The following is a 19,195-nucleotide window of genomic DNA, read 5'->3' as shown; positions in this document are numbered from 1 at the left end:
ACTGGGCAAACTCCGCAGCTACCTCCGTTGCGAACCCAGTAGCGAAGACAGCACCGGTGACACGGCCTGGCCAACACTTCTCGCGCGTTGGTCGAGCGCTCATTGACTACCTCGCCGCCGCCTTCGCCCAATCGCGGTCGGCGCCTCTGGTGTCGGTGGTGGTGCAGCGGAGGATTTCTCCGAGCTAGCCGTTTCCGAGTTCTCAGGTTTTGGCTTTGCTGGGCTGGCGTAATTGGCTCGGCTTACTGCCCGCACTGCCTCAACATTCGCCGTAACCGGCGGTGGCGGCAGAGTCTTGACCAATGCCCAGCCAGAAGGAGCTCCGTCTGCAACGAGATTGGCGTAGGCGTGGAATCTCGGCAAGGCCATGAAGTCCTCGGCTTCCAGACCTGGCGCCAGCTTTGCCATATCCCGAGCGTCGTCATACTCGCTGGCAAAGACAATCTTGCTGCGAGCATTGACGTCGACAGCGGTTCTTAAGGCGGGCGGGAATTGGTCGCGGAACTGCGCGGCCAAGAACCAGCCCACCCACAACGACCGCGAAACAGCCAAAGCGTCAGCCAGTGACATGGGCAGGTGCAGAAAACGAGGGGCCTCGTCGACATAGACTGTGCCCGGTCGTTCACTGGCGTACGGCTCATTGGCTCGTTCCTGGGTGGCTTGCCAAATCTCAGCAATGACCAGGCTGCCGAGCAGAGAAGCTGTCCCCGGTCCGATTAGACCCTCGTTGAGTGGCACCAGCAAGACCTTGTTATCCCTAAAGATATTGCGTAGCCGGAAGCGTCCCTCTCGCTGATCCAACATCTTGACCATGGCTGGTCGCAGCAGGAATTGTCGTAGTTTGTTCATGGGAGCCGCAACAATGTTTGCTTGAGCCGCTGGCGACTGGCTCTCGTACCAGGCCCAGAACTGAGCCAAACCGACGTCGTTCTGTACCCGACCGACAAGCTGACGTCGGAAACTAGCGTCAGCCAGCAGGCGCGGCAAATCCACCAATGTAGCTGGATGCTTCGGGTTGCTACCCCGTGCCAAAGTGCGCAGGGAGGCCGAGAAAATGTCAGCCGTTCTCGGTCCCCAGCCATCCGCAAAGACGTTCTCGAAGACCGAAAAAATGCCGTCAACCACCACGTCGGGGTCGCGGCCGGTGACGTCCAGCGGGTTGAAGCCAACCGGTGCTTCGTCGGCAGCATTGAGCTCGACCACGTCGTTTACACGGTGCTCTGGCATTCGCGCCAGGATGTCGTCAATGAGCTGCTGCTTTGGGTCAAGAACAACCACCGGACGACCCGCCTCGATATCCGCCAAGATTAGGTGGAGAAAGGCCGTGGTCTTTCCTGAACCGCTCGGCCCGTAAGCGATGCCGTGGAAAGTCTGATCCGCGGGAGCAATGCCGAGGAGGCGGTCATCTCCTGGCGCCGCGCTCCGGGCGAAGACCCGAGGCCCGCGGTGGACGTGAGTCGCCGCACGCAGCACTCGCGGGTGCAGCGGGTTGCCGGGTAGATCTCCCTCACCGACGGGCCAGCCGAGCAGGCCGACCAGCTCGGAGACACCAAGCGTCAAGGGCCACAGCCAGGGCAAGCGCACGTCGTTGAGACGGTCAGCCGACTCGCGGACGAGGTCGACCATCACGCCTGCACCTTGGGCCACCGTGATAGCGCTGAGCAGGCTCAGGATTCGGTTTCGGCGCCGGCGCGAGTCTGGTCCGGCTACACCGAGTCGGACGGTGGCCGCGAACCCGGCTTGCGTCTGGCGTTCCTTGAGCCGAGCCCGGGTGTCGGTACTGGCCGGGAGTTCGCCCATGACCAGCTTCTGCACCATGGAAGCTCCGGGGTCCGGAACATCCCTGGCCATGGTCCTCGGCCTGCGCCGCGGACCCAAGATGATCTGCACCGCCAGGGCCTCGTCGGCCTGGAGCGGTGCCGTCAAGGCGGACAGCAACGCCCGCGAGGTAGCCTCGGCGACGTCGCTTCGTAGCGGCATCCCTGCCGGGCGAAGCCGTAGGCGTCCGGCCACGTCGACCCGAGGCCGAGCCGGAGGGCGTCCGTTGTCGGACTGCACGAGCTGAGAGCCTGGTAGGAAGTCGACGAACGTTCGCCGTAGTTGGGGCAGGTCTGCCGAGCGACAGCCCAGCAGGTAGCGGACAGAGCCGCGTTCACTTCGGGCCTCCAACACCAGCCGGGATGCTGTGCGCTCGGCGGCCAGACGGCCCAGCAACACCAGCACAGATGCCTCGCTGAGCGGCCTGGGTAGATGAAGCTCCGCGAACCTCAGCGCGCTACCCCTGGGGTTGGCCATGCTGAACCTTTCCCTCGGCCTCCTTGTCGCTCTGGTGGGCTTCGGTGGCTTGCTTCTCGACCTCGGCCTGAGCCAGTGCGATGAGAGCCCGACCGAGTTTGCGTAGGTCAACCTCTGTGCGCTGGATGCCCCGCACCACGAACCGGCGCTCGGGCTTGGGACTTCGTTTGCTTCGTTTTGCCATATATCTCCCTTCTGTTACTTCTCTTGGCGCCTGTGGTGCCGTAGCTTCGGCACCGGGTAGCCGGGAACGACGATGTCCGAGTCGATCTCGTTGCCCCAGACGAACCAGTCCCGGTTGCTCGGCGGACGACGCCGTGCGAACAGCTCCAGGTACGGGCCGGCTGAGATGCGCTCGATCACGGCATACTGCTCGTCGGGCTTGCGCGAGTGCTCCTGTACCGGCGCATTGATCCATGTCGGTTGGCTCCGGAACCTGACCGGTGCGTTGCCCCTGGTGGCGAACAGCAGCGTCTCCGTGCTGTTGCGAAGGTACGTACCAAGCCCCAGCCGGAACTTGACCCAGTGGAGCGGGGACCTCACCGTGAAGCCCCACGCCTCGGCGACGTCGAAGCCGTCGCGCAGTGTGGCGTTTGTGGTCCAGAGCCACAAATGGGCGTTTTGTTCCGCCAGTTCGTAGACTGGCATCTCCTTGATGCGCTCCAGGCTCATGAGCCGGTAGTGCATCCCGGCACCCTTGGCGCCCTGCTGGTGTGTCTCCCAAGGGGGATCCGCCAGGATGGTCCGGAACCGGCGAGGTACGTCCGGCGACCGACCCTCCTCCTTTACTTGATGGTTTGTCACGTTCTTGCTTTCCCTCCTTTCTTTGGTGTCCCGATGCACTTTTTGCATCTGGGCACACTCTTAGCTATACAGAAATAGCCTTAGTTGAAAAGATGTTGGTTCGGGCGAAAGATCGCACGAAGGCACAGGCGAAGAAACGCCTGTGCCTCTCTGATGAACCCGCGTTTCTGGTACGCCGAGCTGCAACGAGATTTCTCGTTGTGGAATGGTCAACGAGGGACCACGACTCGCCCGGATAGCGAGCCATGGTCCTACCAACGCCGGCCGCGCCAGTGGAGCACCGCTCCACCGATCCCGCTCAGCAGGACCAGCGAGACCATGATCGGAATTAGGGGTACGAGGAGCTCCCACAGGAGCCTCGCCCCGAAAGCCAGAGCAAGGAGTAGGGCCAGAGAGCGAAGTGCCCTCTGGACAATTTCCTCAAGACCGTTGTTCACGGCCGGTAGTCCTCGTGGGACTTCGGTGCGGCGAACTCGTCCATGGCCCGAAGGGTGGCCGCGAGTTCACGCTTGGCCTTTGCCTCGTGCTCCTTGATGGCGTCGTTGACGGTGATGAAGCCGTCCAGCAGTCGCCAACGGGACTCGTTGAGCCAACTCCGCACGGCGCGGAGTTCACTGGTGTGCATCACTTGTCGTTACCTTCCTTGTGGTTGCGTATGGCCTCGGTGATGTGCTTAATCCCCTCCGCCGTCTTGATGGCGTCGCGGTTCTTCTGCCACTGCCGGATGCGGCCAATGACGTAGGCGACCGCGATGACCGCCACGATTTCCAGACCGCTCACGTGCTCCTCCGGAACGCCGCTCGGCGCATCCGCCGTTCGGCTTCGCGTACTTGGGCGTTGATCTCTTGCTTGGCTTCCGCCTCGATGAGCTGGATGTAGGTCTGGCGGTCGAGCTCTCGGATGTAGAGCCAGACACGATCCAGACCGACACCCAGCAGCACCAGGCACAGCCCGATGAAGGTGGACATCTGTCAGGCCAGGTCGTTACCGAAGCGGTGAACCTGCTTCGCGATGGCACCGGCCGCCGTGTTGGCGATGAGAGCCAGGGCCTCGGCGGCGTCGGGGCAGGCCTTCTCAAGGTCCATTTGCGTGCGCTTGAGGAGAGCGACCTCTCCCATCGCGTGCTCGGCCACGGTTGAGATGGCCCGTGTGCGCATCTGCTCGACGTGGAGCTCTCCGGCCACCTGCCGGAGCTCGTTCCGTACTTGTCGGGAGACCGGCATGCCCGCCGGCCTGCGCATGAGTTCACCCAAGGTAGGGCTCCTTCCAAAAATTTCGGTTTGATGTTGGTTTCGGAGAGCGGCCACACCCACATGAGCGTGGCCGCCCCTCTTTCACGTGTCCTTGCGGAGCCTCCTCTCGACTGCCTTCAGCCACTGCCGCAGCAATTCCTGCAGCGCCACTAACAGCGCTGCCGTAAGCTGGCTCATAAGGGCTCGCCACCACGGACGGTTCCGTACGGCCAACCACGCTGCGACGACAACAGACGCGGTGAGGAACTCCACCTGTCGCCTTTCGAGAGTCGCATGCTCCTTTGGAGACGGGCGACAAATCACTCCGACTGTTTGGGAGTGCGCCCTTCTTGGTTTGCTGGCGTAGGGCGCACTTCCCCCCGAGCTCCTTCCACTGCTGGGGCGTCAACTGGAGGCCAGTTTCTGGCCCTTGAGACATCGCTCTGTGGCGATGAGATGACATTGGCAGAGGCCACTAGAGGCGGTCAAAGAAAAGGGCCGTTTTGACCACTGGATGACTACTCAAACGGCTACTCATACGGAAACCCGCTGGTCAGCGGGCCAGCGGGTGAGTAGTCAAAACTCGGATTTGGGTGACTCAGAGTCCAGTGAACCCTTGTCTCTCGCATCAGGAGACTTCGATCCTGTCTCGGGCTGATGCTTGTCATCGGACTGAGAACTCCCGATGTAATTGGGATCATCAAGTGGAATGCCTGCGTAGTGAAGAGCAGAGGCAGGAGGACCAGGGTCTTCTCGAGACGCCGGTAACGCCTCATGTGGGTATGGACGGCGCTGCCTAGTAGAGCGACGTGGCTCCTCGCTGGCTTCTAAAGACGCGTCCTCTGGTTCCGCCTCTGGCGAGACTTCACCTTGGCCAGCTGAACTCCCGATGTAATTGGGATCATCAAGTGGAATGCCTGCGTAGTGAAGAGCAGAGGCAGGAGGACCAGGGTCTTCTCGAGACGCCTCTTCCGGGACACCCTCACCAGAAAGCGAACGTCTTCCGCTCTCAGTTAGATCGTAATGGTGAGGATTTTCCTGGTTGATCATTTATGCCCTAATTATAACAAATGGTGCATAAATGATCAACGGCGACATTGACAAAATCGCCCCCTACAGACCAGCAAAGCGCTACTCTCGGTCTATTCATGAGGAGGGGCATGACTAGCGAAGAGTACAGCGAGAGAACTGAAGCCGGGAGGTCGCCGCTTAATACGAAACTGCAGGGACTCAGTCAGAATGCTGGCGTATGGCAGCCGGATCTATACGAGCGTCCTGGGCCTGCACTATGTGAGCTTTGGAAAATTAATAAGAATGATACTGTTACCGCAGTCCGGGGGAAGGTCACAGAACAGCTAAAAGAATTGACCTCTGGACTCGCAGAAACGGATCGAGTAAAGGAGAGCGCCCGCTGGTCATTCAATCTACTGGATCCGAATAAGTGGCGGTATACCAATCTCGAGGACAGGCAGCGAGGTCTTTCCGAGGAGCGTGAGCGTCACTTCCCCGGTCGACGGGGAAATTCCGTCTCCACAGTTAAGCGAGACTTCAACGCCGCGCTGGCCGCAATCGAGTCAATCCTGCGCAAGCAACTGCAGGCCATCGGCATTGACCCAGATAGCATTCAGTCCGGGGATGAGGAGAAAGGTCCTCCAAGTTCGACTTCATCTGCGTCGGTAGACGATCGCCCTGACAGCGGCTCGTCCGAGTTCGCATTGGCCCGCGATCGCACGCAACCCCCTGGAGGCTCCAACGATCGTAAGCGGCCGCAACCAGTCAACCCCCGCACTGTGTTTCTCTCAATTCTTAGCGCCATGGCACTGACCGTCGCCGCGACAGTCGGCGGGTACAAGTGGATCAGTAGCGATGGCGATAAGCCTCCCAAGGTTGACCCTGTTGCACAGCCGGCTGATGCCTCATCGTTGCCTGTAGCCGTGGTCGGCATCTCGGATATCGTTCCGGCACCCGTAGGATCTTTCGCGCTCGCAGAAAAACTTGACATGAGCGACGAGGAACTCGCTCAGTTCAATACGAACGTCTACTCTCAAACCGCCGGGTACTCATCCTGGTTTAAAGAAAATGAAGCGGTGCCCGTCGACTCGCAGGATTTTAGCCCCATTGCGACCATCACGCTAAGCGGCAATCTTCAAGAAGAGGTTCGCATCACAAATATGAAGGTTATCAAGGAGTGCGGACCGCCCCTTGGCGGCACGTATTTCAGCCCTTTTAGCCAAGGGTCACCTGATAATCTCAGCATTGGATTCAACCTTGACGAGGGTGACCCCATTCCCCAGGACACAAGTAGTGAACCTCGAGGCACTGGCGAAAGTTTCTTCAATTCTCATCCTATTACGCTTGAACCTGGAGAAAAGGAAACACTTAGTCTCGGATTCTTCTCACAACAATACTTTTGCGAATTCACCCTTCGGCTGTTCGTCGCCACATCGGGAGGATCGATATATCAGGATATTGACGCTAGCGGGAAGAATCGAGATCTCGAGAACACTTCTACGCCATTTTCTCTTACGGCTCTACCGTCAGGTAATTCGAATACAGCACATCGCGGCTGGGGGAGAGTCTACGGAATGGCTGACTGGCTCGATGAGAATGATCAATTCCATCGAGAGTGGGTGCGGGTCGATCCCAAGTCAGGCAAATACGCAATCCCTGATTAATCGGGAGACTTCATGACGAGGAATCGGTTGGTTGCTCTGGTGGTCTCCCTATGTGTTGTAACCTCTGTCGTTACGCTATCCATCTTGGTTTTCTTTTCGTCAGATTCCACTAACACGAGGGATGACGATTCCTCGGCTCAGAGTGGTGAGCCGAGTAGCGCTTCCTGTACCGATCAGTCATGTGGGTCGCTTGGTGATCGCAACGGGGACTTCGACGGAGACGGCAAGCAAGACAAGGCAAAGCTCGTTGCAGTCGACAAGATGCTTGAAGAGAATGCGATCCAAGTTGACATTGAGTTCGGCAACGGCAAGAAGCACAGTCAGCAGTTGGTCCAAGATGGCACTCTCACGAATCCCAACTGGCTGGGTGTCAGCGATGTCAACAACGATGGTCAAGACGACCTCTTCGTGACTGGCCTGTCCGGAGGCACAGCCATTCTCATCTGGCACTTCGAGTACCGAGATGGAAAGTTCCGCTCTCTTCGTGGCATGGGCGATGACTACTGGTTCAACCATGGAACTTTGGGAAATTCGACGGGTATCACTTGCCAGGAGCGCAACAACCAAGCGGAACTGGTATTCGTGACCCTGAATTCCGAGTGGGATTCTTCAACGAAGAAGGAGCTCTACACAGGGAAGAAGACGGTCTACCGAGCCAACGGCGAGGGAGAGTTCCGTAAGGCTTCCGAGGAAGATCTCACCTATCCTCGCTCCAGCGGTGGTTGGCCATCCGAACTGGCCCAGTACGAGGGGCTCAATTGCCCGGGTCTCGCATATCCCGAATGGTGAACCCTCTCACCCCAGCCCCACCCGACACCACACCACCTTGCCGCCGCTCAGCGGCTGGAAGAATCCCCACTCCTTGGCGAGACTCTCCACAATGATCAACCCCCGGCCGTTCTCGGCCTGGGGGCTGACAGTCCCCTTGCGGACTGGCGGTTGGTAGAAGCCGTCTGCTACCTCGACGACCAGCTCGCCAGGCATGTAGATCAGCGTCAGCGAGATGCGCGCCACCGGAGCGCCCAGAGTCTCCTCGGTGATGAGCACTGCGTTCGTCACCAGCTCGCTGACGCACAGCTCCACCGTGTCGATCCGCTCCGGCACCAAGCCCCAGGCGCTAAGGACATCACGGGTGTGGCGACGAGCCCAGGGGGAGGCGTCCCGCTGAGCGGCAAGCTCCAGCCGGCTGACAAGTCGTCGGTTACTCACGGCCCGCCTCCTGGCTCTGAGGTGCGGTCTCCTCGAACGGCTCGACCAACCAGAGCTGGCCGCCAATCTCGCGTTCGACCTCGTCCTTCATGATCTCCGCCAAGACCGGGATCTGGTGGAGGTGTTCGGGCGAGGGCATGACGACGTGGGTCACGTTCTTCGCGCGGCAGTGGGTTACAACTTCCGCCCACGCCTTGAGTTGCTGCCACTGGGCCTCGACGAACACGTCTGCGAGAACCAGTCCGTTGTTCTCGGCGAAGACCACCAGGTCTCGTTGGAGACGTAGAACGTCGTCGATGCCGAGCCCCGGCAGCACCCGGAGGTAGCCGTAGGCAAGTCGTCGGGGTGAAGCGGGTCGCATGGTCGGCTCCTTGCCCCGTCCGCTGGACGGGTGGGAAAACGGGGGACTACCGAGCCTGCTTAGGTCTCCCACCTGCGCCAACTACGGCCACGCATACGCTGGAATACGTCCAGCGTATTGCCGCCCACGGGCCCCGTATGGCAATACGCTGGGTTGGGTAAAACCAGTGGCAACAGGGGCGGGAGTACAGCGGTATGGCACCACAACCACCAGCCCGCTTTTGCCAGTGCGGTACCCGCCTGGCCAGGGATAACGCCGGAGATCGCTGCGGGGCCTGCGCCCGCCAGGAGCGCGGTTCAGCCGGCCAACCACCCGTTCTCCCTGCCGAGTTCTGGCAGCACCCGCAGATGCGCGAGGCCCTGGAGAGCTGGCACTTCGGGAAGGTTCTGTACGCCTACCGCACCCATTCACACCACGAACGCCCCATCTCCCAGGGAGCCGTCGCCAACTGGCTCGGCTTGACCCAGGCGCAGCTCAGCCGCATCGAGAACGGTCCAGCCCCGCAGGACCTATCCAAGCTCATGAGTTGGGCGCATAGCCTCGGCGTTCCGGCCGAGCTACTTTGGTTCAAGCTCCGAGGTATCGAACGTCAGTTCGCCGCTCCCGCGAATCCGCGGGAAGAGACCGACCGCCCCAAGCCAGAGCAGTCGTCCCAGACCCAGGGCTCGACGCTGCTTCCCGTCGTGGTCGACGGACAGACCGTCTTCGTACCCATCGACGCCTCCACGCTGGCGACCAGCGGCCTCGGCAGCCTGTCGGCAATCCCAGCCGACAGCACCACGAGCGCAGAACACGAGGCCATGAGTCCGCTTCACCGTAGAACCCTGCTCAGCGGCATTGCCGCTGCTGCCCTCCCGGGTCTGGGCCTGGAAGAACTCCAGCGAGTAGCCAGCTCCCTGGACGATTCCCGCCGCTACCAGGGCGGCCCGATCGTCGACTACTTCCGCACCCAGCTGGATTACGCCAAGCGCGACGACGGGCGCTTGGGCCCCAAGAAGACTCTGCCGGTCGTCCTCGGGCTGCTCGGTGCCATTGAGCGGCACGCCCGCGATGTGAAGCCGCGGGCCCGTCGCGAGCTGCTGTCGGTCGGGGCGGATGGTGCCGAATTTACCGGATGGCTGTACCGCGACATCCACCAGCCCGGACAGGCCGGCTTCTGGTACGACCGAGCCATGGAGTGGGCTCAAGAAGCCGACGACGCCGCTATGCAGGGGTATGTTCTGCTCAAGAAGTCCCAAATGGCCTACGATGACCGTGATGCCCTGCGGGTGCTCACTCTGGCCCAGGCAGCTCGTCACGAGCGGTGGCAGTTGCCGACACGCGTCCATGCGGAGGTCACCCAGCAAGAGGCCCTCGGCCTGGCCATGACCGGCGAACCGCTGGACGCCGTCAAGCAGAAGCTCGACGAATCGCGCAGCCTGCTGACCGAGGTGCCCAGCGACGACCCGAACCCGCTCGGGGCGTACTTCGCCGAAGACACCCTCATGCTCCGCAACGCCGTCACGTACACCGAGGCGGGCAAGCCGAGCATGGCCGTGGACCTGTTCGGCGAGGCGATCTCCTCCGGGACGCTGTCGCGGCGTGACACGGGGTTCTTCACCGCGCGGCGGGCGGCTGCTGTGGCGCTGTGTGGCGAGCCCGACGAGGCCGCCGAGCTCGGCCGAGCCTCTGCTGAGGTGGCGCACACCATGAAGTCAGAGAGGACTCTGCGCGTCCTCGGTGAAGTCCTGCACACCTTGGATCGCTGGAGTAGCCGGCCCGCGGTACGAGACTTCCGCGAAGCTCTGCGGGCTTCGTGAGGGTCGCGCATCCTGGCTGGGCCGGGTGAGGGCCGGTATTAGAGCGCTCAATTAACCGTCGACAACACTGAAGTCATAGGATTCAGACCCGTCGACACCCCAGTCGGTAGTTACGTCGGCAGTAAGTCGGTACTTCCCGACCTCGTCAAGGCTGTCACCAAAATTGAACATGGTGATTCCGCCCGAGCGGCAGGCGCCACTCCTCTTAGTTTGAATCGATTCCTCCTGCCGATACAGCGTCCACTGAACATAGCAACCGTTCCTAAGTTGACCGCTCGAGTCGAAAACGTCCGTATTAGCTCCTGGTCTAGATCCTTTGCTCCATGTATCCACACCCACTTTCCCTTTCTCGCCCATCTCGATGTTGATGATCAGCGGGCCTGCATGCTCGGATTCGGTTGGGGACGGCTCTTGTATAGCTTCGTTCTTTTCGACGCTCGTGCGTGTTGGAACTGGGCTTGTTGGATCCTCTGTAGTGGGGGTCTCGCTGTTGGTTTGCGGAGGGTCACTCAGGCTTTGTGGGGCTGAGGGCGAAGGAGAATCTGACGTCTCATCGAGTGCTGAGGCTGAGGCCCCAGGAGGCTTAGCCTCAGCACCCTCCGATTCACTGAAAATAGCTCCAAGGGATGCCTTACCCGTCACAAAGGCGAAGATTGTCACCACGGCGGAGACTAACCCGATCCAGAGCACCCATCGACCGAAGTGTTTCTTGATCTTCTCCACGTACGCCTCAATGCTCGAACTAAAGTACGGCCGTCTCCGCCGGTGCAAGACTCTGCTCGGCGGGCAGAATATACGCCTTGCCGCCGCCAGGAGCGACCCGAATAAGGTTTTTCGGCGTCCGCGAGCACTCACCGGGACTGACTACGCGGTCCCGGTGATCCACTCCGCCACCGTCCGAATCACGAAGGCTTGCCACTCCTGGCTCTGAGGGTTGAGGTACTGCGGGTCGTCGTGGACAGCGAAGCCGTGCTGTGCGCCCTCGATCTCGACCAGTTGGCACGGTGCCCGGAACTGGGAGACAGTCGACTTGGACGATTCGAACGGTACGAGGGTGTCCTTGGTGCCATGCACGATGAGGGTCGGCGCCTCGACGTCGCCGAGAGCTTCATGGGGACGGAGCCAGAAGACCTCGTTGAAGATGGGCCGTCCGTGCTTGAGCGTCGGCGTGAACTGGATGAAGCCTTCCGAGGCCAACTGCTGTGCTGTCTCGTCCTGGAGGTAGTCGTTCTCCCAGAACGGCCGGCTGTCGATGGTGCGCTTCTTGTAGTCGAGCTGGGGGTTGAAGAGCACCAGGCGGGAGAGCTCGTCGGGACGCTGGGCGGCGTAGTACGCGCAGATACCGCCGCCGAAGCTGGCTCCAAGCAGTGTGACCTCCGCGGCTCCGGTTGCCTCGCGGACGTACGCCAAGACAACCCGAATGTCGTTGAGGATGGCGGACAAGGTGAGCTCTTCCTGACGACCTTCGCTCTCGCCGTGGCCGCGGAGGTCGAAGCGCATTGAGGCCACACCGGCCTCGGCCAGTCCGGTCGCCAGCCGTGTGAAGAAGCCGCCTTCCTCGCGGGTGACGCCTCCACCGTGGACGAGCACCACGGCCCGGGAGGTTGGTTGCTCCGGCGTGACCAAGGTACCCGCCAGGTGGAGACCGTCGAGGGTCCGGACCGTCACGTCAGTTGATGGCATGGGGCAAGCGTAGGGACTGCGGAGTCATCGCGACCAGATGGAGCGCCCGCGTGGTGCTTGGGTGGTTCGGGGGAAATACGCGGGGCGGATGGCCAGGCTCTCTATTAGACCACCACGAAACGTTTCGCACAGGACATCTCAGGTTGGGGGAAATTTTGACGAATTCGCCTTGATGTTTTAGAATGTAAACTATTAATTAAGGTAACTAAAGATGAATGAAGAACTTAATAACCAGGCGAGTCCCTCGGCGTCATCCGGCTTTTCGGGCCTACTGATCGCCGTTAGTCTTTTGGCAATCCTCTACTTTGTGGGAAATTGGATCCATGACAGCTTTTTTGCGGAAAATTCGAAGACGCGCGGCAGCGGCGCTACGCATCAGGAGGACTATTCGAATCCTTGGTGGAGCGGAACAGATTATAAACAAGTTTGCACTGTTCATACAGCCCCTGAAGATACATACTGCAATATCATGGCAGTAACTGTGCAGAACGAAAGAATCACAACTCTCGTCTTGCCTGATTCGCTTGGGCGCAATAGTGAAAGTGTGTTCATTTCCACTAATGACTGTGGTAAATCGGATTACGAGCCCGGAGGTTCAGAGCTAGAGAGCTCCCTGGCAGGTAAAGGAAAGCGATACTGCTACATGCAGGAGCTAGGCGGCGGTAGAGAGTGGCAAGTTAACGAGCTATAAACGGAATCTGAGCACTCTTTTAGATGCTCCAAACCTCCTGCTCCTCCAAAACGTCTGGCACTTCATAGTCACGCGCTGCCGGATGGAGCTGGAGGATCTGCCGTAGCGTCACCAAAGCCCGGTAGGCATCGCGCATAAGCTTGACCTGTTCCTTGAACAGCGAAACGTTATACTCGTCGGGCCTGATCGTGTGAGCGTTCGGGTTCCGCTTCTTGCGGATTTCCTTCAGCGTCTTGATGGCGTGGTCGATCAGCTCGGGGTTCTCACACCGAACCTTCGCCTTGATCCACTCGTCGAGGATTCGGATGGTTCCCCGCTGTGTGACGACGGTGCGCCCCTTCTTGTCGGTCTGCTCGTCCTCATACGGAACCTCGTTCTGGAAGAAATACCGGTTGATGTTGTCTGAGAGCATCTTGTCGAGGACGCCTGCGAAGTTGGCCAGTTCACGGCCCGTCGGACGGATCAGGTAGCCGAAGTCATTGGGCCAGTTCTCAGTGTAGGTGTTCCGGAAGAGCAGCGGTCGCCCGATGTGCTGCGCGAGAGCGTTGATCTGCTCCATCTCTTCCAGGAACGCCCTGAACAGGGAGAGTTTCTCGTGCCAGTCACCCAGAATGCTCGACCGCAAGTAGTCGGGGTGTGGAGCGAACTTTTCCCTGTCGTCCTCCTGCTTGGCCTTCCAGATCTGCTGATGCTCGGGAGAAAGTGAAGACAGGTATCGGCGAAATACGACAACGCCCCATCCGTCGTCTTTTTGTAGCGCCAGGCCGAATGACTCAAGCAAGATCTGATCCCGCTCGGGCATGGTTGACTGCCCGAAGTGGTCATCGTGGATGCTGATCCTGCCGCTGATGTCGAAGTTGTAGTAGTAGCGCGGGTCGTTGCGGTACGACTCCAGAATCGAAAGATCGAAGAAGTGGTATCCGAGGGCGGGATACCCGAGGGCAAGTTCGAGGCTGTACGGCCGGTCTCGGTATGTGTCGCGGTCTACAACCGACTCAAGGTGACCAACCGTGGGATAGAGACACGCGCCAGCCAGGTCGTTGGTTGCCAGCTTTTCAAGCTGCTTTTCTTGCGGCTCCGGCTCGAATGCCAAGATATGGGGGTTGGGGTGCCGGTCACCGTAGTTGACGTAAAGGCTGCCCGCTTCGACCAATGGCCGCAGGAGCGCTCGGAGGTCGTCCAGTTCCGATTCAAGGGCGTGCACCGGAAGACCGTTGAAGTCGTGCGACTGCACATAAAACTCGGTGGCCAGAGCCAGGAGATACTCTGGGGTCACCTTCTCGTCAGCTGATGACTTCCGGAAGAGCTTCGAGAAGGCGGACATTGCCGATCTGAAGATCACGGGCACCTCAAGGTTTTGGCGCGTAGGCAGAGCCGCCCAATAGACGACGGCCCGAGGAAATTCTACTGCGCCACAGGTGGGGCGATGCCGGCGTATTTCTAGGAGGCCGAAGTCGGAACACCGCCACCGCCAGCGTCGCTCGGTGCCTTGAGCTCCCGCGCCAAGTAGCGACCGTAACGGTGATGCCCGACGTCAGCTCCACACCCCCAACCGTTCCAGCACCACCCGCAACGGCACTCCGAGCGCCCGTGCCACATGGCGAAGCTCGATCACATCAAGCCGTCGTTCCCCAGACTCGTACTTGCTGACAAACGACTGCGGCACGTCCAGCTCGGCGGCGACCTGCACCTGGGTCAGCCCTGCCTCACGGCGCAGCTCCCGCAGCAAGGTACAGAGCCGTTGGTACTCGGCCGAATAGATCGACTTCTCCACGGCCACAGCGCACTGCCGGGCTTGCAGATATCCCAAAATCGGATATCTTCTGATTGCCCTGTTCCGAGACGGAGGGGAGGTGATGGCCATGCTGCGCGCCAGCGGAGGCAGCGGCGGCACGAAGCGCTAGAAGCGCCGTGCGCCAGGCCAGGGAAGGCCCCGAGTCGTACCTAGCGACTCGGGGCCTTCCTCATGCTAACCATTGCCCTGAGCTGCACGTTTGCTATAATTGATCTTGTATATGTCAAGTCCGCTCGAGCGCCTATACCAGACCAAACTTGCACTCCTCGCGACCGTCGTCACGGTGGTTGGTATAGCTCTGATGCTCCTCGCCCACTGGGTGAGCGGCAACGCGGCCGGCGCCTGGCTTGAGAACCTCCCCGTGATGGAGGTCGGTTCGGCCCTCTTCACTACCGGGCTCATCGCCATCTTCTTCGAGTACATCGACCAGGTGGACGCCGAGGCCCGTGCCAACCAGCGTCTCCGCAAGGTGCTGTCCGAGGAAGCACCAGCCATCCGGGACGCGGTGGTCGACGGCTTCGCCTTCGCGCCGGAGTCCCTGACGAACGTGGCCTCCCAGAAGACGCTCGACCGCATCGTTGAGAACACCTTGAGCATCCGCCTTGGAGACCAGGAGCTTGCCGCCGACGCCTACCGCGACTTGAAGGAGCAGATCATTGGAGCCCGGCAACGCTGGGAGGATGCCCACGTCGCTGTAGCGCTCGCGCCCTGGACCAAAGGGCCGGCCGAAGGCCAAGGCGCGATGTTCGTCGCCACTATCCGTTGGGAGTACCGCTTCGTACCGTCAAGTTCAGTGCTGCGCTTCTCCTGTGTCTCTGATCTGGACGCGTACCGGGACTTGTTGGCTGATCCAACTTCCGCAGCGGAGTGGTACTTCCCGCCCGTAGACGGTCTCGACGCCTCGTCACCCGAAGTCTTCGAGTTGGTGCAGATCGCTGTCAACGGCAAGCCGCAGAAGGTACGTCGGAGTGTGCGTAAGGAGGGGCAGGTCTTCACCTGCAACCTCGGAGGGGAGGTGAGGACCGAGGAAGAGATCACCGTCTCGTACACCTACCGAGTGTTGGTCCAGCAGCACGGACACGTGTTGCACCTCGACCTCGCCCAGCCCACCAAGGACTTCAGGGCTGAGCTTTGGTACGGCGATTGCGGTATCCGCCGCATGAACGTCTTGGACTACCTCTCCGGACCGCGACAGCCGCGGTACACCCACCTCTCAGCGTCGAGCCCGTCACCGAGCGTCGAAGTTGCTTACGAGGGCTGGACGTTCCCCAAGGGAGGTGTGGCGTTCGTGTGGGTGTTGGAGGGGGAGATGCAGACGGTCACCAGTCGACAGAAGTGATCACGAACGGTCATGTCGAGGTAGAGGTCTAATCCTCTTTGCCCGTTCGCGCCCTGACGGAGCGTGAGTGATTGTCAGTCTGAAGGGCTACTCTTGTGGGGTAGTTGACCGAGGGCACGGGGCGAAGCGACCGTCCCTTTGTGCAGCGACTCTGTACATCGCTCGCCAGAGCTCTGAAGGGGATTCATGTGGCCTACCGGAACAAGACCTACGTTGCCTTCGCAAGTGAGGACATCCGCTCGTACTATCTAATGAAGGCGTGGCGTGAGAACGAGAACATCGATTTTGACTTTTTCGACGCGCACGACATCAATACGGCACTGGATACGAGCCAGCCGGAGACAATCCGCCGTCGCCTCGGTGAGCGGCTCTCCAACACTAAACAGACCGTCGTGCTCTTGAGTAGTACTACCAAGCCAAAGGCTGGCAGGTCGTCAAGCTTTCTCTACTACGAGATCGAGGCGATCAAGCGGCGTAACCTGCCGGTGGTCTTTGTGAATCTGAATCAGTCTCGGACGGTCGAGTCTTCTAAGATTCCGACTATGCTGAAAGAGCACTACTCCATCAACGTGTCTTTCCAGCCCGTAATTATTAAGTACGCTTTGGATGAGTATGTGGAGGCTTTCAAGAAGAACTTGACTGCGGCCGACCCTAAGACGACACCACACTACTACAAGGAACACGTTTACAAGAATCTCGGGTTGTAGCGGTGCGCAATAGCCTTAGACTACTGTTCGGCACCCAGCGCGGAATTTCGCTGCTTTCGCGAAACGCGTTGGGTGCCTTCGGTTTGGCATCTGCTCTTCTGCAAGTGACGCTAGCTCTCTGGGCAAGCATTGACCTTACAAGCCGTGATCGGTGGGTGATACTTCTCTCGCTATTGGGATTTTCGCTAGCATTTGGAATCATCCGCGCGTGGCCGCAACGCGTAGTGACTCGATCCTTTGACAATCCAGACATCAAGGTTCGAGTGATAGTCGGAGATCTCTTCGAGCACCAAACACATCTAGTTATCGGTTTCAATGACCTCTTTGACACCGATACGACAAACAGCGTGGTGATCAGTCAGACGAGTGTTCAAGGTCAGTTTCAGGACAAGTTTTACGGAAACGATCTAGTACGGCTCGATGCTGACCTCGCGACTGCTCTTGCGTCGCAGAGCGTTACCGAGACTGAAGACATCTCAGCCAAGCCTGTCGGCAAGCGTGACCGCTATCCGATTGGCACCGTTGCCGTCCTCGGTGATCCTGCGCGACACTTTTTCTGCGTTGCCTACTCTAAAATGGGAAACAACCTCATCGCTAACTCGAACGTGGACTTCTTGTGGCAGAGCCTTGGCGCCGTATGGGAAGCTGTTTATGTTCGAGGCCAGCGGAAAGAGGTCTCCATTCCGATAGTTGGGTCTGAGCTGGCACGAGTCGCCTGCCTTAACCGGGAGAGTCTGCTTAAGATGATTCTGCTGTCTTTTGTCGCTCGCTCGCGGCAAAGCGTCGTTAGCAAGCAGCTCACCATTGTCATCCACCCCAAGGACTACTACCACATCAACATGTTTGAAGTGGCGGCTTTTCTGCGAACGCTATAGTGCTTGCCGAGCCGTCCGAGCCATTGCGAGACTACTTGGGGTCTAGCTGTCTGAAGTCTTTCCTCGACGTCCGCGAGTGGCGGCACCGTCCGCCGGCGTCTCGCTTGGAGCGGTTGTCGCTGAGGTACCGAGTACTTTCTCGATGGCCGCACGTTGCTCTTGAAGCTGACGCTGTTGTTCCTCGATTCCAGCCATGGCTTTGCTGCGGACTTCTGGATCCCCGAGAATCTTCTCGGTCCAGTCTCGTAGTGCCTCTTCGCCAAGTTGGTTGATCGTGTGTCCTGTGATGCCTCTCAATGCCTCTATCTGGGCACGTAACTCCTGGCTGATCCGTGGCGCAAAGACCTTTTTCTCGGCTTCTTCGCCCTGGCCCTCTGGTTGTTGCTGTTCACTCATTGAATAACCCTCCTTTGGTTCTTAGTGAGTATCCAGTCTTATTTAAAACCTCGGGCGGAAATGAGTCAATGGCTTATCCTGGTCGCGAACTTTCACCTTGATTTCGTTTCACTGTGAGCGCATAATGGGAGCATGGATAGAAAAGAGTTAGAAGAAGTCTTGAAGGGGTTCGAGGAGCGGATTAGCGACAATCTTCGACAAGAAATGGATGACAAGCTCGACCAGTTTGCTATGTCACTCATGAAGCACATGAATGAGCGGTTCGATGTTGTTGACCGTCGCTTCGAAGCAGTAGACCAAAAGATTGACAAAGTGCAGTCCAGCGTCGACGAAGTTCACGGAATGCTTGAAGTGGAACGTGACGAACGCACGGTCATAGCTCATCAGCTTGACCGTCATGAGGATTGGATTGAGCGAGCTGCGCGAAAGCTCAACATCGACTACGACCAAGCGGCGTAGCGACGAGGACATGCAAGACGACCGCCCGTACGGAGCGGCCATCTTTGGTTCCTGACGGATCGAGCTATCGCTCCCGCCCGTGCCGGTCTCGCATCTTCACGCCTCGCTTGAGGAGGTTGTTTCGGATGGTGTCGGCTGTCACCTCAAAGCGTTCGCCGACTCGCGCCAGCGATAGGCCCTGCTGGTAGAGGTGTGCTGCCGTGTCGACTTGTTCGGCGGTGAGCTTGCGATAACGAGTTTTTACGCTGTGGCGCTTCAAGATGTCGCCGACGGTGCGGCGGTTGATGCCGAAGCGTCGTCCCAGCTCGTAGACAGAGGCTCCGGCTCTGTACGCGGTGATGAGCTCCTGAGCTTGGTCGCCCTTGATCTGCTTGGCAGTTCGGGGAGTGGCACGCCGCTTGCGTTGCATGGTTGGGCTGGAGGGGTCTGGTAGCTTACGCAGCAGCGCCTCCAAGGCGCCTACCTGGGCTTTTACGTTCCAGTGGGGTCGGGTGGGGTCCACGCACAGATCAGAGCCCCCAGTGGTGAAAACCACTGGGGGCTCTGACGTGTTGTCAGGACGAGGCGTCGGCGTTCGGGTCCAAGAGGCGGCGGACCGTGCCGGGCTCGTGGAGGCCGAGGTATGTGTGGTCCGAGAGACGGACCAGGGAGCCGGAGTCGAAGTGGCGGTTCGAGACGGCGCGGTTCTGCGCCGGGCTGAAGAGCCGAACCAGACGGTGTCCCCTGGGGCCGTCGGGTAGAGCGACAGCTTCAGGTGGCAGGTCGTGGGCGACGCGATGAGGGTCCCTCCCTCTCGAACGAAGCCGAGAGTGGGGGAGTTGACGGACGGTCCGGTGCCGGCGGGCGCACCATAGGGGCCCGGCATCCCGGTGGGC

General features: G+C 59.7%; 22 protein-coding genes. 8 read left to right on the top strand and 14 right to left on the bottom strand.

Going from position 1 to position 19,195, the window contains the following annotated elements; genetic code table 11:
- Positions 1 to 99: 99 nt before the first annotated feature.
- The 6 genes from E4N62_RS36125 to E4N62_RS36100 all read right to left on the bottom strand — a co-directional run bounded on the left by E4N62_RS36125 (position 100) and on the right by E4N62_RS36100 (position 4,352).
- Entirely contained in the window at positions 100 to 1,818 is a 1,719-nt protein-coding gene (locus tag E4N62_RS36125; RefSeq protein WP_230221338.1) for a type IV secretory system conjugative DNA transfer family protein, read from the bottom strand.
- Between the two features lie 675 nt (positions 1,819 to 2,493).
- Positions 2,494 to 3,099, bottom strand: a complete 606-nt coding sequence (locus tag E4N62_RS36120; RefSeq protein ID WP_374117160.1) for an MT-A70 family methyltransferase — start codon at positions 3,097 to 3,099, stop codon at positions 2,494 to 2,496.
- Between the two features lie 433 nt (positions 3,100 to 3,532).
- A complete protein-coding gene (locus E4N62_RS36115; RefSeq protein WP_230221334.1) occupies positions 3,533 to 3,727 on the bottom strand; it encodes a hypothetical protein in 195 nt (64 codons plus the stop codon).
- Positions 3,724 to 3,879 (bottom strand): hypothetical protein, encoded by a 156-nt coding sequence (locus E4N62_RS36110; RefSeq protein WP_230221333.1) that lies wholly within the window; start codon positions 3,877 to 3,879, stop codon positions 3,724 to 3,726. The genes E4N62_RS36115 and E4N62_RS36110 overlap by 4 nt, the downstream gene beginning before the upstream one ends.
- Positions 3,876 to 4,067, bottom strand: a complete 192-nt coding sequence (locus E4N62_RS36105) for a hypothetical protein (protein WP_230221331.1) — start codon at positions 4,065 to 4,067, stop codon at positions 3,876 to 3,878. The genes E4N62_RS36110 and E4N62_RS36105 overlap by 4 nt, the downstream gene beginning before the upstream one ends.
- A gap of 3 nt (positions 4,068 to 4,070) precedes the next feature.
- Positions 4,071 to 4,352, bottom strand: coding sequence for a hypothetical protein (locus E4N62_RS36100; protein WP_230221329.1), 282 nt, complete (start codon positions 4,350 to 4,352; stop codon positions 4,071 to 4,073).
- A gap of 1,139 nt (positions 4,353 to 5,491) precedes the next feature.
- On the opposite strand from E4N62_RS36100, the gene E4N62_RS36095 reads away from it, so the two are divergent.
- The gene (locus E4N62_RS36095) at positions 5,492 to 7,006 is read left to right on the top strand and encodes a hypothetical protein (protein ID WP_230221327.1); all 1,515 of its coding nucleotides are present in this window, start codon (positions 5,492 to 5,494) and stop codon (positions 7,004 to 7,006) included.
- Positions 7,007 to 7,267: 261 nt separating this feature from the next.
- Positions 7,268 to 7,795, top strand: coding sequence for a hypothetical protein (locus tag E4N62_RS36090; protein ID WP_230221325.1), 528 nt, complete (start codon positions 7,268 to 7,270; stop codon positions 7,793 to 7,795).
- Between the two features lie 6 nt (positions 7,796 to 7,801).
- On the opposite strand, the gene E4N62_RS36085 is transcribed toward E4N62_RS36090, so the two are convergent.
- Together E4N62_RS36085 and E4N62_RS36080 are read right to left on the bottom strand one after the other, a co-directional pair.
- Positions 7,802 to 8,215, bottom strand: coding sequence for an ATP-binding protein (locus tag E4N62_RS36085; RefSeq protein ID WP_230221323.1), 414 nt, complete (start codon positions 8,213 to 8,215; stop codon positions 7,802 to 7,804).
- Positions 8,208 to 8,576: a hypothetical protein gene (locus tag E4N62_RS36080; RefSeq protein ID WP_230221321.1), complete on the bottom strand. Its 369-nt coding sequence runs from the start codon at positions 8,574 to 8,576 to the stop codon at positions 8,208 to 8,210. Before E4N62_RS36080 ends, E4N62_RS36085 begins: the two co-directional genes overlap by 8 nt.
- Positions 8,577 to 8,923: 347 nt before the next feature.
- Here E4N62_RS36080 and E4N62_RS36075 point away from each other — a divergent pair, with 347 nt between their 5' ends.
- Positions 8,924 to 10,375, top strand: a complete 1,452-nt coding sequence (locus E4N62_RS36075; protein WP_230221319.1) for a helix-turn-helix domain-containing protein — start codon at positions 8,924 to 8,926, stop codon at positions 10,373 to 10,375.
- 51 nt (positions 10,376 to 10,426) lie between these two features.
- Here the strand turns inward: E4N62_RS36075 and E4N62_RS36070 are convergent, their stop codons facing one another.
- Both E4N62_RS36070 and E4N62_RS36065 read right to left on the bottom strand, forming a co-directional pair.
- A complete protein-coding gene (locus E4N62_RS36070) occupies positions 10,427 to 11,098 on the bottom strand; it encodes a hypothetical protein (protein WP_230221317.1) in 672 nt (223 codons plus the stop codon).
- A 141-nt stretch (positions 11,099 to 11,239) separates the two neighbouring features.
- Positions 11,240 to 12,058, bottom strand: coding sequence for an alpha/beta hydrolase (locus E4N62_RS36065; protein WP_230221315.1), 819 nt, complete (start codon positions 12,056 to 12,058; stop codon positions 11,240 to 11,242).
- A 211-nt stretch (positions 12,059 to 12,269) separates the two neighbouring features.
- Here E4N62_RS36065 and E4N62_RS36060 point away from each other — a divergent pair, with 211 nt between their 5' ends.
- Positions 12,270 to 12,749 (top strand): hypothetical protein, encoded by a 480-nt coding sequence (locus E4N62_RS36060; RefSeq protein WP_230221313.1) that lies wholly within the window; start codon positions 12,270 to 12,272, stop codon positions 12,747 to 12,749.
- Between the two features lie 19 nt (positions 12,750 to 12,768).
- Here E4N62_RS36060 and E4N62_RS36055 read toward each other — a convergent pair whose 3' ends face one another.
- Positions 12,769 to 14,091 (bottom strand): hypothetical protein, encoded by a 1,323-nt coding sequence (locus tag E4N62_RS36055; protein ID WP_230221311.1) that lies wholly within the window; start codon positions 14,089 to 14,091, stop codon positions 12,769 to 12,771.
- A 192-nt stretch (positions 14,092 to 14,283) separates the two neighbouring features.
- Positions 14,284 to 14,523, bottom strand: a complete 240-nt coding sequence (locus E4N62_RS36050) for a helix-turn-helix domain-containing protein (protein WP_230221308.1) — start codon at positions 14,521 to 14,523, stop codon at positions 14,284 to 14,286.
- Positions 14,524 to 14,764: 241 nt separating this feature from the next.
- Here E4N62_RS36050 and E4N62_RS36045 point away from each other — a divergent pair, with 241 nt between their 5' ends.
- From E4N62_RS36045 to E4N62_RS36035, 3 genes are all read left to right on the top strand, one after another.
- Positions 14,765 to 15,883: a hypothetical protein gene (locus E4N62_RS36045; protein WP_230221306.1), complete on the top strand. Its 1,119-nt coding sequence runs from the start codon at positions 14,765 to 14,767 to the stop codon at positions 15,881 to 15,883.
- Positions 15,884 to 15,987: 104 nt separating this feature from the next.
- Positions 15,988 to 16,590, top strand: coding sequence for a TIR domain-containing protein (locus tag E4N62_RS36040; RefSeq protein WP_230221304.1), 603 nt, complete (start codon positions 15,988 to 15,990; stop codon positions 16,588 to 16,590).
- A 2-nt stretch (positions 16,591 to 16,592) separates the two neighbouring features.
- Positions 16,593 to 17,465: a macro domain-containing protein gene (locus E4N62_RS36035; protein WP_230221302.1), complete on the top strand. Its 873-nt coding sequence runs from the start codon at positions 16,593 to 16,595 to the stop codon at positions 17,463 to 17,465.
- Positions 17,466 to 17,507: 42 nt separating this feature from the next.
- Here the strand turns inward: E4N62_RS36035 and E4N62_RS36030 are convergent, their stop codons facing one another.
- Positions 17,508 to 17,861: a hypothetical protein gene (locus tag E4N62_RS36030; protein WP_230221300.1), complete on the bottom strand. Its 354-nt coding sequence runs from the start codon at positions 17,859 to 17,861 to the stop codon at positions 17,508 to 17,510.
- A 132-nt stretch (positions 17,862 to 17,993) separates the two neighbouring features.
- Here E4N62_RS36030 and E4N62_RS36025 point away from each other — a divergent pair, with 132 nt between their 5' ends.
- Positions 17,994 to 18,320, top strand: a complete 327-nt coding sequence (locus tag E4N62_RS36025) for a hypothetical protein (protein ID WP_230221298.1) — start codon at positions 17,994 to 17,996, stop codon at positions 18,318 to 18,320.
- Between the two features lie 64 nt (positions 18,321 to 18,384).
- On the opposite strand, the gene E4N62_RS36020 is transcribed toward E4N62_RS36025, so the two are convergent.
- A complete protein-coding gene (locus E4N62_RS36020; protein WP_230221295.1) occupies positions 18,385 to 18,774 on the bottom strand; it encodes a hypothetical protein in 390 nt (129 codons plus the stop codon).
- Between the last annotated feature and the right edge of the window lie 421 nt (positions 18,775 to 19,195).

It is taken from the genome of Streptomyces sp. MNU76 (assembly GCF_020982545.1).
Classification (GTDB): Bacteria; Actinomycetota; Actinomycetes; order Streptomycetales; family Streptomycetaceae; genus Streptomyces.
Note: the sequence above shows the minus strand (reverse complement) of the source record. Positions and strands in the feature narration are given on the sequence as shown.